Genomic DNA, 14,174 nt, shown 5'->3' with positions numbered 1-14,174 from the left:
TGCGGGAAACGCGGGCTCGGGAGTATGAGGGCATTCCTCTTCACCCCGACTCGTAAGGAACCCCCATGGACAGTGGACAACTCGCGTGGCTGATGATCGCCACCGCGCTCGTCTTGCTCATGACACCCGGCGTCGCGTTCTTCTACGGCGGCCTCGTCAAGGCCAAGAGCGTCGTTAGCATGATGATGATGAGCTTCGGCGCACTCGGCCTCGTCGCCGTCCTCTGGGTGCTCTTCGGCTTCAGCATGAGCGCCGTGAACTCCACCTGGAGCTTCTCCGGTAACCCCTTCGCCGACTTCGCACTCAGCGCGACCACAGCCGACGACCCGACCGGTGAGGCGACCATCGGTGTCGCCTTCGGCGCCACCTTCGCGATCATCACGGTCGCGCTAATCTCCGGCGCGATCGCCGACCGCGCGAAGTTCGGATCCTGGATGGTCTTCGTCGCGCTCTGGGGGACGCTCGTGTACTTCCCCGTGGCCGCCTGGGTCTGGGGCGGTGGCTGGATCTACAACCTCGGCTCGGTGATGTTCCCGGACTCGGGCGTCGAGGTCATCGACTGGGCCGGTGGAACGGCCGTTCACATCAACGCCGGTGCCGCGGCACTCGCCCTCGCGATCGTCCTCGGCAAGCGCGTCGGATTCGCGAAGACCATCAACAAGCCCCACAACGTCCCCCTCGTCATGCTCGGCGGCGCGCTGCTCTGGTTCGGCTGGTTCGGCTTCAACGCCGGCCTCACGGTCGCCCCGCTCGGCGAGGACGGCAACCTCCAGACCGGCCTCATCATCATCAACACGATGGTCTGCCCCGCCGCCGCGATCCTCGGCTGGATCATCGCCGAGAAGCTCAAGAACGGCAAGGCCACCTCGGTCGGCGCCGTGTCGGGTGCCGTCGCCGGTCTCGTCGCCATCACCCCGGCCTGCGCCAACCTCGAGCCGATCTGGGCCATCCTCCTCGGCCTCATCGTCGGTGTCGCCTGTGCCCTCGCGGTCGACCTTAAGTGGAAGCTCGGCTACGACGACTCGCTCGACGTCGTCGGTGTCCACCTCGTCGGTGGCTTCATCGGTACGGTCTACCTCGGCTTCTTCGCTATCGACACCGGCCTCTTCATGGGCGGTGGCGTGCAGCAGCTGGTCGTCCAGCTCATCGGCGCCCTGGCCACCCTCGTCTACTCGTTCGTCGTCGCCCTCATTCTCGGCTTCGCGATCCAGAAGACGATCGGCTTCCGCGTCAAGAACGAGGACGAGATCGCCGGTATCGACGTCTCGGTCCACGGCGAAGAGGGCTACTCCTTCGAGCCGAACGAGCAGCTCACCCGCTAATCACACGCATCACACAGCACCGCTCAGCCGGGGTTCGCGCCACACGCGGACCCCGGCTTTGCCGTGCGCCCCGCGGGCGCCGCGCCGCGATAGCGTGAACACATGGAATACGCACCCCTCGGAAATAGCGGACTCGTCGTCTCGGCCCTCGGAATCGGCTGCAACGCCTTCGGGCGCCGCATCGACCAGGAGCAGACCACCGCGGTCATCACCGCCGCGCTCGACAACGGCGTGAGCTTCTTCGACACCGCCGATGTATATGGCACGGGCGCGTCGGAGACGATGCTCGGCACGGCCCTCGGCTCTCACAGGAGCGAGGTCGTCGTCGCCACGAAGTTCGGCATGGACATGGGCGACACCTATCCCGGCGCGCTGTCGAACCGCGCGAGCCGCGGCTACATTGCCCGCGCGGTTGAGGGATCCCTCTCGCGCCTCGGCACCGACTACATCGACCTGTACCAGTTGCACACGCCCGACCGCATCACGCCGATCGACGAGACGCTGCAGGCGCTGACCGACCTCGTGCAGGCCGGAAAGGTGCGCTACATCGGCTGCTCGAACTTCACCTCGTGGGAGGTCGCCGACGCCGCGCTCGTCGCCGAGGCGATCGGATCCGAGCACTTCATCACGGCGCAGAACGAGTACTCGCTGTACAACCGCAGCGCCGAGGCCGAGCTGACACCCGCGCTCGAGCACTACGGCATGAGCATCCTGCCGTACTTCCCGCTCGCGTACGGCCTGCTCACGGGCAAGTACACGAGCGCCGAGAAGGCGCCCGACGGATCCCGCCTCGCGACCGAGACCGCTCGCCTCGAGGCGGCCAAGTGGGACGTCATCGACGGCTTCCGCGCGTTCGCCGACGAGCGCGGTATCACGATGCTTGACGTCGCCCTCGGCGGCCTCCGCGCGCAGCCCGCGGTCGACACGATCATCGCGGGCGCGACCCGCCCCGAGCAGGTCGCCTCCAACGCCGCCGCGGTGCAGTGGATCCCCGACGCCGCCGACCTCGAGGCGATCGACGGAATCGTCGCGCAAGGATCCGGCACGGGTTACGTGACGTTCGCGCCGCGCCGCCACTAGGAGATCGGGTTGCCGGCCCAGCGCGGGCCGGCACCGGTCAACCCAGCGTGAGGACCGAGATCGCTAGCGTCACGAGGAGCGCGCAGAACGGCAGGAGTGCGACGACGCTCACCCAACGGTTCTCGACGATGAGCGCGATGAACTCGCGGATGAACGCGCTCGGCACGTAATAGCGCGCGGTGCGGGATCCGACGACCTGCGCCTCGATGCCCATGCGGCGCGCGAGCGACGCCGTTCGTAGCACGTGGTAGTCGCTCGTGACGAGCAGGATCGGCCCCGGTGCCCCGCGCTTCGCGAGCAGCTCGGTCGACATGCGGATGTTCTCGGCGGTCGTCGTCGAGCGCGTTTCCGGAAGGATCAGCTCGGCCGGAACGCCCTGCTCACGCAGGTACTCGGCCATCGCCTCGCCCTCGGAACGAGACTCGTCGGATCCCTGCCCGCCGGATGGAACCATCGGCACGCGGTTGCCGCGCGAGAATTCGGCGTGGTGCGCCTGGATCCCGCGGTCGAGCCGGCCGCGGAGCAGCGGCGTCACGCGGCCGCCCGCGAGTCCGGATCCGTGAACGACGATCGCGACCGGATCGATCCGGTGCCGCATGCGGCCGTAGACGACCGAGTACACCGCGAACGAGATGAACGCCATACTCGCGTACGCCGAGACGAACGCGATGAGCGTCGCGACGAGGAGGCCCGCGAGTTGCAGCGTCATCACGAGCACGATCGAGATGAGGGGGAGCGCCAGCACGGCGATGCCGAGCAGGAGCGAGAGGCGGTTGCCGAGGCTACGCCCCTCCTTCTTCATCATCGTGAATCCATTGCGGATGAGCCCGATGCCGAAGACGAGGATGCTCACCGGAACCGCGAGCCCGATGAGCCCGAGGAGGAGGGCTGCGACGATGCTGTGTGGCGCGGCGATGAGCAGGACGCCGAGCACGCCGAACGCGACCGCCGCCGTGAGGAAGACACCGTTGCGCAACAGTCGCGGATCCTTGTCGCGGTAGATCGCGTAGAGCACGGCGAAGACGACGCCGAGTGCGAGAGAAAGCATGTGAGTTAGCCCCTATCGGCCTTCGCTCGGATGAGATCGAGCGCGATGACGCTGCCGATCACGGCCTTGCGGCGGACGTCGTCGAGCCCCGGGTGAAGCTGAAGCAGATACGTCGACTTTCCGAACAACGAGTTCTCGAAGCCGGACCACTTGCGAGTGACCGACGCGACCTCGCCGTACGGCGCGACGATCTGGAAGTCGAAGCTCAGAAAGCTACCGAGGAGCTGGAGCTCCTCGCCGCCGAGGTCGATCGTGATGTGCGTCTTGAAGAAGCTCCACTGTTTCACGATCTGCGCGAGTGTGGATCCGTCGGGGGAGAAGACCGCGAGTCGATCGCGGCCGAACGTCATGGTGTCGCTCACGTGGAGCAGCGGGTTGCCGGGTCCGTCGTAGACGTAGAGCTCACGGGCTCCCGTGAACATGCGCTCGACGGTCGAGCCGCCGGTCTCGGCGTGGGCGACCTGCTGCTGGCTCTCGGCATCGAAGATCGCGAAGTCGTTGCGCGTGAAGTGGGCCGTCTGCTGGAAGACCAGAGCGTTACTAGCGAGAACCGACATGCCTCGATTCTCGCACGGGCATGCGAAAAGCCCGATCAGATTACGTGTCTGATCGGGCTTTCTCTGGTGGGCGATGCGGGACTCGAACCCACGACCTCTTCGGTGTGAACGAAGCGCGCTAACCAACTGCGCCAAACGCCCAGAGTATTGATTTGTGTTGCACCCTCGGGCACAAGAAACGATACTACAGGCGTTCCGGGTGGATCTGTAACCGGGTTGACGCCCGGGGGTGTCGCGCGAGCGGACACGCCCGAACCGGCGGCCCGTTTGGTCCGACGGATCTGGAGGGGGTAGTGTTTAACGAGTCGCCAGCTGAGAAGCCGGGGATAACGCGGATGTAGCGCAGTTGGTAGCGCATAACCTTGCCAAGGTTAGGGTCGCGAGTTCGAGTCTCGTCATCCGCTCGAGTGCAGGATCCCCTCGGGGATCAGGCGCGCGGGTTCGATTCCTGCACCACGGTGGCGTGGCCGAGAGGCTAGGCACCGGCCTGCAAAGCCGTTTACACGGGTTCGAATCCCGTCGCCACCTCCACACAACTAAATAGCCTTCTAGGCGCGATTGGCGCAGCGGTAGCGCACTTCCCTGACACGGAAGGGGTCACTGGTTCGATCCCAGTATCGCGCACGAACCTCTCTCGAGAGGTTCACGCGGATGTAGCGCAGTTGGTAGCGCATAACCTTGCCAAGGTTAGGGTCGCGAGTTCGAGTCTCGTCATCCGCTCAGATACGGGGTCCCGGTTGGGGCCCCGTTTTTGTGTTCTCTCAGTGATTTCGGCGGTGCTGTCAGGAACGCGCTACCTTCTGCCCTGATACTGGTTCGAGCCGCGCGACCGTGCGTGGCGATCGACACCGATGGGAACTGCGTGATTCACTGGGACCTCGCGGCACACGCCGCGACCTTTCCGACCCTGAGCATCGTTCCGGACGCCGAGAAGCTTCTCGAGTCGTTCGGGCCGTGGGTACTCATCGGGCTCTTTGCCGTCTTGTTCATCGAGTCGGGCGTGCTGTTCCCGTTCCTCCCGGGCGACTCGCTCATCGTGACGGCCGCGATCCTTGCGGGCCCCCTCGGCATCACCTGGTGGCAGATCCTCCTCGTCGGCATTCCCGCCGCGTTCCTGGGCGACCAGGTCGGCTACTTCCTCGGGCGGCGATTCGGTCGCCGGCTCTTCAAGGACGACGCGCGGATCCTGAAGACCTCCCACCTCGAGGAGGCGGAGGCGTTCTTCCGCAAGTACGGTGGCGTCTCGCTCGTGCTCGGCCGCTTCGTGCCGATCGTCCGCACCTACGTGCCGCTCGCCGCCGGCACCGCCGCCATGCCGTACCGCCGCTTCCTGCTCTGGAACATCGGGGGAGGCGTGCTCTGGGTGGGTAGCATGACGCTCGTCGGCGCGCTGCTCGGCGGTATCCCGCTCGTGCGCGACAACATCGACATCCTCGCGATCGTCATCGTGCTCGTCTCGGTCCTACCGATCGTGATCGGCGCCGTGATCAAGGCGCGCAAGTCGAAGCGCGAGGGCACGCAGGCCTGATCCCCAGGTGGCGTGACGCGGCGCTCTCGCGGGCGCGACTAGACTGTTCGGGTGACCACTGGATTTGATCTGTTCCCCGAAAAGAACGTTGTCGCGATGCGCGTCGACGGCACGCTGAAGGACCTCGCCGCAGAGGTGACGGACACACAGACGGTCGAGGCGGTCACTATCGACAGCCAGGATGGTCTGAACATCCTGCGCCACTCGACCGCACACGTTCTCGCCCAGGCCGTGCAGCGCCTCAACCCGGCGGCGAAGCTCGGCATCGGCCCCTTCATCACCGATGGCTTCTACTACGACTTCCAGGTCGACGAGCCGTTCTCGACGGACGACCTCAAGGCGATCAAGAAGGAGATGCAGAAAATCGTCAAGGAGGGCCAGCGCTTCGTGCGCCGCGCCATCACCGACGAGGAAGGCATCGCCGAGCTTGCCCACGAGCCCTTCAAGATCGAGCTCATCGGCTTGAAGGGTGGCAAGAAGGAAGCCGCCGAGGGCGCAAGCGTCGAGGTCGGCGCGGGAGAGCTCACCATCTACGACAACGTCGACCCCAAGTCGGGCGAGACCAAGTGGGGCGACCTCTGCCGCGGCCCGCACGTGCCGACGACCCGCATGGTCGGCAACGGCTGGGACCTCATGCGCGTCGCCGGCGCCTACTGGCGCGGCAGCGAGAAGAACCCGCAGCTCCAGCGCATCTACGGCACCGCCTGGGCAACGAAGGACGAGCTCGTCGCGTACAAGGATCGCCTCGCCGAGGCCGCCAAGCGCGACCACCGCAAGCTCGGTAAGGAACTCGACCTGTTCTCGTTCCCCGACGAGATCGGATCCGGACTCTCGGTGTGGCACCCGCGCGGCGGCGTGATCCGCGGCGAGATGGAACAGCACGCCCGCCGCGAGCACATCAAGAACGGCTACACCTACGTCTACACGCCGCACATCACGAAGAGCGACCTCTTCGCGGCGTCGGGCCACCTCGCGACCTACGCCGACGGCATCTGGCCGCCCATCCGCATGGATGAGGAGCGCGACGAGGACGGCAACATCACCAAGCAGGGCGCGGACTACTACCTGAAGCCCATGAACTGCCCGATGCACATCCTCATCTACAAGGAGCGCGCGCGCAGCTACCGCGACCTGCCCCTCCGCTACGCGGAGAATGGCACGGTCTACCGCAACGAGCTCTCGGGAGCGCTGCACGGCCTCACCCGCGTGCGCGGCTTCACCCAGGACGACGCCCACCTCTTCGTGGCGCGCGACCAGATCCAGGACGAGGTCAAGAAGGTGCTCGAGTTCGAGCTCCAGCTGCTGAAGGACTTCGGCCTGACCGACTTCCGCCTCGAGCTGTCGAAGCGCGACGACGAGAAGTCGAAGTGGATCGGAGACGAGGAGATCTGGGAGACCGCGACGCAGGCGCTCCGCGAGGTTGCCACCGCCACGGGCCTCGAGCTCATCGAGGAAGACGGCGAGGCCGCGTTCTACGGCCCCAAGATCGACCTCAAGGTGACCGATGCCCTCGGCCGCTCGTGGCAGCTTTCGACGGTGCAGCTCGACTTCAACCTGCCCGAGCGCTTCGGCCTCGAGTACACCGCGAGCGACGGATCCAAGCAGCAGCCGATCATGATCCACCGCGCGCTGTTCGGTTCGATCGAGCGCTTCTTCGCGATCCTGCTCGAGCACTACGCGGGCGACTTCCCGCTGTGGCTCGCCCCGCTGCAGATCATGGGCGTTCCGGTTGCCGACGAGTACGGCGACTACCTGAACGAGGCCGCCGCGAAGTTCCGCGAGGCCGGCGTGCGCGTCGAGGTGGACCACTCCGACGACCGCATGCCCAAGAAGATCCGCACCCACACGACGCACAAGGTGCCTGTCATCATGATCGCCGGCGAGCAGGACCGCGCGGCCGGAACGGTCTCATTCCGCTTCCGCGACGGATCCCAGCGCAACGGCGTGCCGGTCGACGAGGCCGTCGCGCTCATTACGGGCCTCATCGAGAGCAAGGCGCTCGTGCTGAAGGACGAGGACGCCGTTCTGGAGACGGCGTGACGGATCCGCGAGCCGAGTTCGCCGGCCTCGAGCCGGCGACCGAGTTCGGTGGGGTCCAGGACGCGTTCCAGCGTCTCTGGACCCCACACCGGATGGCGTACATCAACGCCGGCGCCGACGCGAACCGGGGGAGCGGGTGCCCGTTCTGCGCGGCGCCCGGTAAGTCCGACGAAGACGGCCTGATCGTCTATCGCGGCACGCACGCCTTCGTGCTGCTAAACCTCTTCCCGTACAACGCCGGTCACCTGCTCGTGTGCCCGTATCGCCACGTCGGCCTCTACGACGAGGCGAACCCGGAGGAGACCGCCGAGATCGCGACGCTGACGCAGACCGCCATGCGGGTGCTGCGCCTCACGTCGGGATGCCACGGCTTCAACCTGGGCATGAACCAGGGCGAGGTCGCCGGCGCCGGTGTCGAGGAGCATCTGCACCAGCACATCGTGCCGCGCTGGAAGTCCGACGCGAACTTCTTCCCGATCATCGCCCAGACGAAGGCGCTCCCGCAGCTCCTCGGCGACGTCCGCGAGTCCTTACAGGCGGCCTGGCCGGCGTAACCCGCCCCCGCTCGCGCCCTTCCGCGCTCCGCTGCACTCCGCGCTTTCCGCGAGATCGCACTCTTTTCGCGAGATCGCACTGAATTCGATGCGATCTCGCGAAAAGAGTGAGACCTCGCGGGGGTCGTGTGGGATCAGGTGTAGAGCGAGATCGGCTGGTTCTCGCCGTTCAGAATGTAGGCGCCGACCTCGAGCCGCTTGAAGTCGACCGGATCATGCAGCGAGTGGGTGCGGATGTTGCGCCAGTGCAGGTCGAGCCCGGTCGAGGCCTTCGCCGAGCTGGATCCGGTGACCTCGAAGATGCGGTGAGCGGTATCGAGCGCCGTCTCGTTCGTGACGATTTTGAGGCGCGCAATCTCGACGGCGATGCGACCGCGATCCTCGGCTGTGGCTGCGTGTCCGAGAGCGACCACAGCATCGAAGGCCTCGCCCGTACGGTCGGCGAGCGCCTCTGCCGCGGCAATCTTCGCGTCGAGGTCGCCGACGATGCGCTGCGTGAACGGATCGTCGCGGTAGCGGTCGGCCGTTGAGAGGAACCATGATCCGCGACGCTCGCGTACGAGGTCGATGGCTTGGGCGAGGGCACCCTGCGCGACTCCGAGATAGAGATTTCCGAATGAGAGCTGGATCGCGGGCGTGAAGAGCGACGCGAAGGGCTCATCGCTACCCCACGCGATCACGTCATCAGATCCGACGGCAACGTCCTCGAACCGTACGGATCCACTGGCAGATTGCCGCTGTCCGAGCGCGTCCCAGTCGCCGAGCGGCCTGACACCCGCGCGGTTACGCTCAAGCACGACCGTGAGGTTGCGACCGTCATCGTCCCCGCCGCTCACGGTTCCGCTCACGAGCACGACGTCGCCGGCGGAAGCACCCGTTGAGAACCGCTTGGTGCCGCTGAGGATCCATCCGTCGGCCGTCGGCGTGAAGGCGAGGTCCGGGTCGGTCGGGTTGACCGAGTCACCCCATACCCACCGATTCGTCGCCGACGCGCGATACCAGCGCTCGCCGGCCTCGGCCGTCGCGGCGAAGCCGGCGTTCGATTCGTTGACGTAGTGGTACGCCAGCACCTGTGCCACCGACGCATCGGTCTGCGCCAGTGCACGAATGACGGCGACCGCAGTGCTCCAGGTAGCGCCCTGGCCGCCGAACTCGGCGGGTACGAGGAGGGTCGTGAGGCCCGACTCGCGCAGCAGATCGAGCTGCGGCAACGGATCCACACCGGATCGGTCGCGGTCAAGCACGTCGATCGCGAGTGTCTGGGCGAGTTCCTCGGCGACGGCGACCCAGCGCTGTCGGTCGGCGTGTGCGGTCATCGTGTGGTCTCCTCGTGAGTGGTGGGTGTGGCGTTCCACGCCGGCCCGGAGGCATCGGCGACGCTCGGTTTTCCGACGAGGGATCCGCGGTGCGCGGCTGCCGGGTGCCAGCTGGGCACGATCGCGGATCCGTCGCCGGTGAGGCGGCCGCGTAGCGTTCCCTCGGGGTACGTATCCCAGACGCGTCCGCGGCGCCGGAGTTCCGGGATCAGGTGCTCGACGATCTGTTCGAAGCTGCCGGGCGTCACGACATACGCGAGGTTGAAGCCGTCGATTCCACCGACCCCGATCCACCGCTCGAGCTCGTCGGCGACGGTCTCGGGGCCGCCCACGATGACGGGGCCGATTCCGCCGATCCCAACGTAGTTTGCGATGTCGCGCGGGGTCCAGGACCGGTCGGGATCGTAGGTCGTGAATGCGGCGAGCGCCGAGCGCGCCGCATCGGTGTCGACGTACTCCAGCGGTGTATCGGGGTCATACGTCGAGAGATCGAGCCCCGACCAGCCGGCGTACAGGGCGAGGGCGCCCTCGTGGGACACGTATCCGCGGTACTCCGCTTCGAGCGCGTGCGCCTCGGCGTCGGTCGCGGCGACAATGACGGTGGCGAGCACGAGAATCTTGACGGTGTCGGCCGGGCGGCCACCCGCCTCGGCACGCTCCCTGATGTCATCGGTGATCGGACGGGTCTGTTCGGGGGTGAGGCCGTTGATGAAAATCGCCTCACCGTGCTTTGCCGCGAACGCGCGGCCACGGGGCGAGGCACCCGCCTGGAAGATGACGGGCGTGCGCTGCGGGCTTGGCTCGGCGAGGTGAAAGCCCGGCACCCGGAAGTGTTCGCCCGAGTGTTCGATGGGATGCACGCGATTCGCGTCGGTGAAGACGCCTTGCTCGCGGTCGCGGACGACGGCGCCGTCCTCCCACGAGGCCTCCCACAGCTTGTACGCGACGTCGAGGAACTCCTCGGCGACGGCGTAGCGATCGTCGTGCGCGATCTGGGTCTCGCGCCCGAGGTTGCGGGCGGCCGAGTCGAGGTAGCTGGTCACGACATTCCAGCCGACGCGGCCATCGGTGAGGTGGTCGAGCGTCGAGAAGCGGCGGGCGAGCGCGTACGGGTGGTCGTACGTCGAGGCGACCGTGATGCCGAAGCCCAGGTGCTCGGTCGCATACGCCATCGCCGAGATCGGGATGATCGGGTCGCCGAGCGGCACCTGGTCCGCGTCGGTGAGGGCCGCTTCACCGGATCCGCGCCACACGTCGTATACGCCGAGCACGTCGGCGAGGAACAGGGCGTCAAACCTGCCGCGCTCGAGTAGCTTCGCGAGCTCGACCCACTCGTGGAGCGAGGTATAGCGGTCGGCGCGGTTCGCCGGGTGGCGCCAGAGCCCCGGTGCCTGATGGGTCACGCACGACATGTCGAATGCGTTGAGAATGATGCGCTTCATCGCTGGATCCGTTCGGTTCAGTGGCTCAACGCTAGGGCCGGGGTGGCCAACGAACGCTGTCGTGCTACGTCCCGTAACGAAAAATGTCGTTCTGCTACGGAACGTGTCGAAAAACGTCACGTCGGTTTGCGGCGTGGGTTCACGGCGCCGAAAACTCAACGTCACCGAGTGTGAAACGCACCGGGACCACAGCAACCACGGAGCACCCATGACTCGATCCCGTAGAGCACGCATCGTTACCGTCTCGTCGGCGATCGTGATGATGAGCGGCGCAGGCCTTCTCGTCTCCTGCTCGTCCGATGGCGCAGATGCCGGAGACGGCCAGGAACTGACCGTCTTGTTCAACCAGTCGCACGAGGGCGCCTCGGAGTGGCTCGCGGCCGAGTACGAGAAGAAGACTGGCGTGAAGATCAATCCGGTCCTTTCACCGTACGACGAGATCGCGTCGAATCTGACGCTCGACCAGCAGTCGGGCGCGAACACGATCGACGTTGCGGCGCCCTGGTATGTCTCCCTCGGGGACCTTGCCGCTGACGGCACGATCCAGGAACTCACCGACTGGGTCGACGCGTCCCCCGAGCTCGACATCGATGACTTCATCCCCTCGATCTGGCAGCCCTACTCGACGCTCGATGGCAAGATCTACGGCATTCCCTTCGACGGCGACACGCACGTGCTCTTTTACAACAAGGAGATCCTCGAGCGAAACGGCTTCACGGAGCCTCCCGCGACGTGGGACGAGTACCTCGAGCAGGCGACGACGATCACCGAAAACGAGAGCTCGAGCGGCGTCTACGGCGCATCGGTCTTTGGGCAGCAGTCGCCGCTGATTCTTGGCGCCAGCTACGCGAACCGCCTCGCGGGCTTCGGTGGATCCTTCCTCGACGAGGACGGGGATCCGGCGCTCGACACCCCGGAGGCTGTCGCCGCCGCGCAGGCGCTCGTGGACATCAACGACGTCGCTCTGCCGACGCCCGCAGAGACCGACTTTGGCGCCGGAAACACCGCGTGGTTCGCGGGCAACGTCGCGTTCATTGAGAACTGGACCGACCTCGGCGTGCAGACCGAGTCGGCGTCGACCGACAGCCCGGTCGCGGGCAAGTGGGGCGTGACGCTGCTCCCGGTGGGCGAAGAGGGACAGGAGCCCCGCGCCTCGCTCGTCGCGGGATTCAGCTGGGTCATTGCGGCGAACACCGAAAAGCGCGATCTCGCGGAAGACTTCATCGAGTTCGCCGCTTCGAGCGAGGCCAACGGCGCGCTCCTGACGGCCGAGCCGCCGACGGGCGTTGACCCCAGCCGCCTGTCGACCCTCGAGGACGAAACGTACGGCGAGAAGTTCCCGGAAATCCAGGAAGTGAACCGCGCGACGCTCAACGACGCCCTTGCCTGGCCGACGGGCAAGAACGCGACGCAGGCGGCGCAGGTTCTGACCGACGAGCTCGCCGCGCTCATCGCCGGCACCGGTGGCACCGCCGAGGAGACGATGCAGCGCGTGCAGGAACAGTGGGAGACGCTGCTCGCCGATGACTGACATCGCGGGCACGCGGGTCCGGGGGGCCGCTCGGTGGGTGCGACGGGGGTTCGTCGCACCCACCGTCCTGGTGACGGTGATACTGGGGCTCTACCCGCTCGTCTTCATCATCGGAGCGGCGCTGACGCGCTCGAGCCTCGGCAAGCCGTTCCAAGAGTTTGTCGCCTTCGATCAGATCGCGGCGGCCGCGACCGATACCAGCGTCGTCGGGGCTCTTGTGCGCGGCGTCGCATATGCCATCATCGTCGCGATTGCGTCGACGTTTCTGGGCACGGTCACGGCGCTCGCACTGTGGCGTTCGGCTCTCGCCGGTGCGACGGCGCGCGTCATCCTGCTCCTGCCGCTTGCGCTGCCGCCGGTCGTTGTCGGAGTGCTGTGGCGCCTCATCTTCACGCCCAACGGCGGACTAATCGACGCGGTCCGGCGCATCGTCGCGCCTGGGACGGATCCGATTTCCTTCCTGTCGGATCCGGCTCTCGCGATCGTCGCGATCGCGATTGCGGATATCTGGGAGTGGGCGCCGCTTGTCACGATTCTCGTGTTCGCGGCTCTGCTCGGAATCGATCGCGAGGTAATGGAGGCGGCATCGCTCGACGGGGCGCACGGGCTGCGACTCCTACGGGAGATCGCGATCCCGGCCGTCCTCGGCACGATCGCGGCGACGTTTGTGATCCGCCTCGTGCTCGCGCTCAAGGTCTTCGACCTCGTCAACGTCATGACGAAGGGCGGTCCGGGCGACGCGAGCTCCGTGCCGGCCTGGCTCGTATGGAAGGCCGCGATCGAGCAATTCGACGTCGGCCGCGGCGCGGCCATCACACTCCTGCTCGCGGTTGTCGTGACGCTCATCACGCTTCCGCCCATCCTCATCGCAAGGAGGAGTCATGGCTGAACGCCTCGCAGCGGACGGCAGGCCATCCTCGCGGGTAGCGACCGGATGGCTGATCGCTGCCCTTGTCGCCTCGCTCGTGCCGATCCTGTACCTCGTGTCGGTCTCGTTCATGTCGCAGGGCGAGGTTGCCGCAGGTCGACTGATCCCCACACGCCCGACCCTCGGCGCGTGGACGCGGGCTTTCTCCGGGCCCGTGCCGATCGCGATCGTAAACTCGCTCGTCGTATCGGTCATCAGCACGGTGGTGAGCCTCGCGCTCGCGCTTCCGGCGGCCTGGGCGATTGTGCGGTTCCGCACCGGTGGGCGTCTGCTCGCCGGAACCTTCCTCGCGCCGTGGCTCCTGCCGCCGATCGTTGCGATCGTGCCGTTGTTCATGCTTCTGCGCATCCTGGGGCTGAATAACACCCTGACGGGGCTTACGCTGCTCTACGCGATTATGAACGTCGGGCTCGCGGTATGGCTTCTCGAAGGATTCGTTCGACGCTTGCCGATCGAGCTCGAGGAAGCCGCGCGGCTCGACGGCGCGGGGGAGTTTGGGGTGCTCACCCGAATCATCGTGCCGCTGACGGGGCCCGCGCTCGTCGCGGTCGGGGCGATTCTGGTCATCCTGAGCTACAACGAATACCTCTTCGCCGCCTTCGTCACGCAGAGCGAACAGTCGCGCACGGTGCCGGTCGTGATCAGCCTCATGCTGAGCGAGCGGATCCAGGATTTCGGCCGCGTCGCCGCTGCCTCGCTCCTGGGCGCGGTGCCGCCGCTCGCGGTTGCGGCAATTCTGCAGAAACGTCTGGTCGAGGGCCTTACCTCGGGCGCCCTCAAGTAGCGCTCCGCCCGCCCCGCCCCGTGACCCGCTACCTGCCTCCCCGC

The 14,174-nt window shown here is 66.6% G+C and carries 12 protein-coding genes and 5 tRNA genes; 12 read left to right on the top strand and 5 right to left on the bottom strand.

Annotation, left to right across the window (positions count from 1 at the left end):
- Positions 1-65 precede the first annotated feature (65 nt).
- Together DTO57_RS03875 and DTO57_RS03870 are read left to right on the top strand one after the other, a co-directional pair.
- Positions 66-1,322 (top strand): ammonium transporter, encoded by a 1,257-nt coding sequence (locus DTO57_RS03875; RefSeq protein WP_114116868.1) that lies wholly within the window; start codon positions 66-68, stop codon positions 1,320-1,322.
- A 102-nt stretch (positions 1,323-1,424) separates the two neighbouring features.
- Entirely contained in the window at positions 1,425-2,402 is a 978-nt protein-coding gene (locus tag DTO57_RS03870; RefSeq protein ID WP_114116867.1) for an aldo/keto reductase, read from the top strand.
- Between the two features lie 37 nt (positions 2,403-2,439).
- On the opposite strand, the gene DTO57_RS03865 is transcribed toward DTO57_RS03870, so the two are convergent.
- From DTO57_RS03865 to DTO57_RS03855, 3 genes are all read right to left on the bottom strand, one after another.
- Positions 2,440-3,450 (bottom strand): YdcF family protein, encoded by a 1,011-nt coding sequence (locus DTO57_RS03865; RefSeq protein ID WP_114116866.1) that lies wholly within the window; start codon positions 3,448-3,450, stop codon positions 2,440-2,442.
- Between the two features lie 5 nt (positions 3,451-3,455).
- Positions 3,456-4,007, bottom strand: coding sequence for an LURP-one-related/scramblase family protein (locus tag DTO57_RS03860; protein WP_114116865.1), 552 nt, complete (start codon positions 4,005-4,007; stop codon positions 3,456-3,458).
- 64 nt (positions 4,008-4,071) lie between these two features.
- Positions 4,072-4,148: transfer RNA gene (locus DTO57_RS03855), tRNA-Val, on the bottom strand.
- A gap of 190 nt (positions 4,149-4,338) precedes the next feature.
- Between DTO57_RS03855 and DTO57_RS03850 the strand changes: the two genes are divergently transcribed.
- The 7 genes from DTO57_RS03850 to DTO57_RS03820 all read left to right on the top strand — a co-directional run bounded on the left by DTO57_RS03850 (position 4,339) and on the right by DTO57_RS03820 (position 8,129).
- Positions 4,339-4,411, top strand: a tRNA-Gly gene (locus DTO57_RS03850).
- A 53-nt stretch (positions 4,412-4,464) separates the two neighbouring features.
- A tRNA-Cys gene (locus DTO57_RS03845) sits at positions 4,465-4,538 on the top strand.
- 21 nt (positions 4,539-4,559) lie between these two features.
- Positions 4,560-4,631: transfer RNA gene (locus DTO57_RS03840), tRNA-Val, on the top strand.
- Positions 4,632-4,654: 23 nt separating this feature from the next.
- Positions 4,655-4,727 (top strand) — tRNA-Gly (locus DTO57_RS03835).
- Between the two features lie 145 nt (positions 4,728-4,872).
- Positions 4,873-5,535 (top strand): DedA family protein, encoded by a 663-nt coding sequence (locus DTO57_RS03830; RefSeq protein ID WP_114117277.1) that lies wholly within the window; start codon positions 4,873-4,875, stop codon positions 5,533-5,535.
- 96 nt (positions 5,536-5,631) lie between these two features.
- Positions 5,632-7,575, top strand: coding sequence for a threonine--tRNA ligase (gene thrS, locus DTO57_RS03825; protein WP_222843230.1), 1,944 nt, complete (start codon positions 5,632-5,634; stop codon positions 7,573-7,575).
- A complete protein-coding gene (locus tag DTO57_RS03820; protein WP_229730315.1) occupies positions 7,572-8,129 on the top strand; it encodes an HIT family protein in 558 nt (185 codons plus the stop codon). Before thrS ends, DTO57_RS03820 begins: the two co-directional genes overlap by 4 nt.
- A 134-nt stretch (positions 8,130-8,263) precedes the next feature.
- On the opposite strand, the gene DTO57_RS03815 is transcribed toward DTO57_RS03820, so the two are convergent.
- Positions 8,264-9,445, bottom strand: coding sequence for an acyl-CoA dehydrogenase family protein (locus DTO57_RS03815; protein ID WP_114116863.1), 1,182 nt, complete (start codon positions 9,443-9,445; stop codon positions 8,264-8,266).
- A complete protein-coding gene (locus DTO57_RS03810) occupies positions 9,442-10,887 on the bottom strand; it encodes an LLM class flavin-dependent oxidoreductase (protein ID WP_114116862.1) in 1,446 nt (481 codons plus the stop codon). Before DTO57_RS03810 ends, DTO57_RS03815 begins: the two co-directional genes overlap by 4 nt.
- Before the next feature lie 208 nt (positions 10,888-11,095).
- On the opposite strand from DTO57_RS03810, the gene DTO57_RS03805 reads away from it, so the two are divergent.
- From DTO57_RS03805 to DTO57_RS03795, 3 genes are all read left to right on the top strand, one after another.
- Positions 11,096-12,418, top strand: a complete 1,323-nt coding sequence (locus DTO57_RS03805; RefSeq protein WP_114116861.1) for an ABC transporter substrate-binding protein — start codon at positions 11,096-11,098, stop codon at positions 12,416-12,418.
- 70 nt (positions 12,419-12,488) lie between these two features.
- Positions 12,489-13,307, top strand: coding sequence for a carbohydrate ABC transporter permease (locus DTO57_RS03800; RefSeq protein WP_229730316.1), 819 nt, complete (start codon positions 12,489-12,491; stop codon positions 13,305-13,307).
- The gene (locus DTO57_RS03795; protein ID WP_114116859.1) at positions 13,300-14,130 is read left to right on the top strand and encodes a carbohydrate ABC transporter permease; all 831 of its coding nucleotides are present in this window, start codon (positions 13,300-13,302) and stop codon (positions 14,128-14,130) included. Before DTO57_RS03800 ends, DTO57_RS03795 begins: the two co-directional genes overlap by 8 nt.
- Positions 14,131-14,174: the final 44 nt, after the last annotated feature.

Source organism: Microbacterium sorbitolivorans, from assembly GCF_003327285.1.
GTDB classification, from domain to species: domain Bacteria; phylum Actinomycetota; class Actinomycetes; order Actinomycetales; family Microbacteriaceae; genus Microbacterium; species Microbacterium sorbitolivorans.
The sequence above is the reverse complement of the archived record's forward strand: the minus strand, read 5'-3'. Positions and strand labels throughout refer to the sequence as shown.

Coding starts and splice junctions, on each gene's coding strand:
- thrS (WP_222843230.1), top strand. CDS start 5,632: ATGCGCGTCGACGGCACGCTGAAGGACCTCGCCGCAGAGGTGACGGAC.
- DTO57_RS03860 (WP_114116865.1), bottom strand. CDS start 4,007: ATGTCGGTTCTCGCTAGTAACGCTCTGGTCTTCCAGCAGACGGCCCAC.
- DTO57_RS03815 (WP_114116863.1), bottom strand. CDS start 9,445: ATGACCGCACACGCCGACCGACAGCGCTGGGTCGCCGTCGCCGAGGAA.
- DTO57_RS03795 (WP_114116859.1), top strand. CDS start 13,300: ATGGCTGAACGCCTCGCAGCGGACGGCAGGCCATCCTCGCGGGTAGCG.
- DTO57_RS03805 (WP_114116861.1), top strand. CDS start 11,096: ATGACTCGATCCCGTAGAGCACGCATCGTTACCGTCTCGTCGGCGATC.
- DTO57_RS03810 (WP_114116862.1), bottom strand. CDS start 10,887: ATGAAGCGCATCATTCTCAACGCATTCGACATGTCGTGCGTGACCCAT.
- DTO57_RS03870 (WP_114116867.1), top strand. CDS start 1,425: ATGGAATACGCACCCCTCGGAAATAGCGGACTCGTCGTCTCGGCCCTC.
- DTO57_RS03875 (WP_114116868.1), top strand. CDS start 66: ATGGACAGTGGACAACTCGCGTGGCTGATGATCGCCACCGCGCTCGTC.
- DTO57_RS03865 (WP_114116866.1), bottom strand. CDS start 3,450: ATGCTTTCTCTCGCACTCGGCGTCGTCTTCGCCGTGCTCTACGCGATC.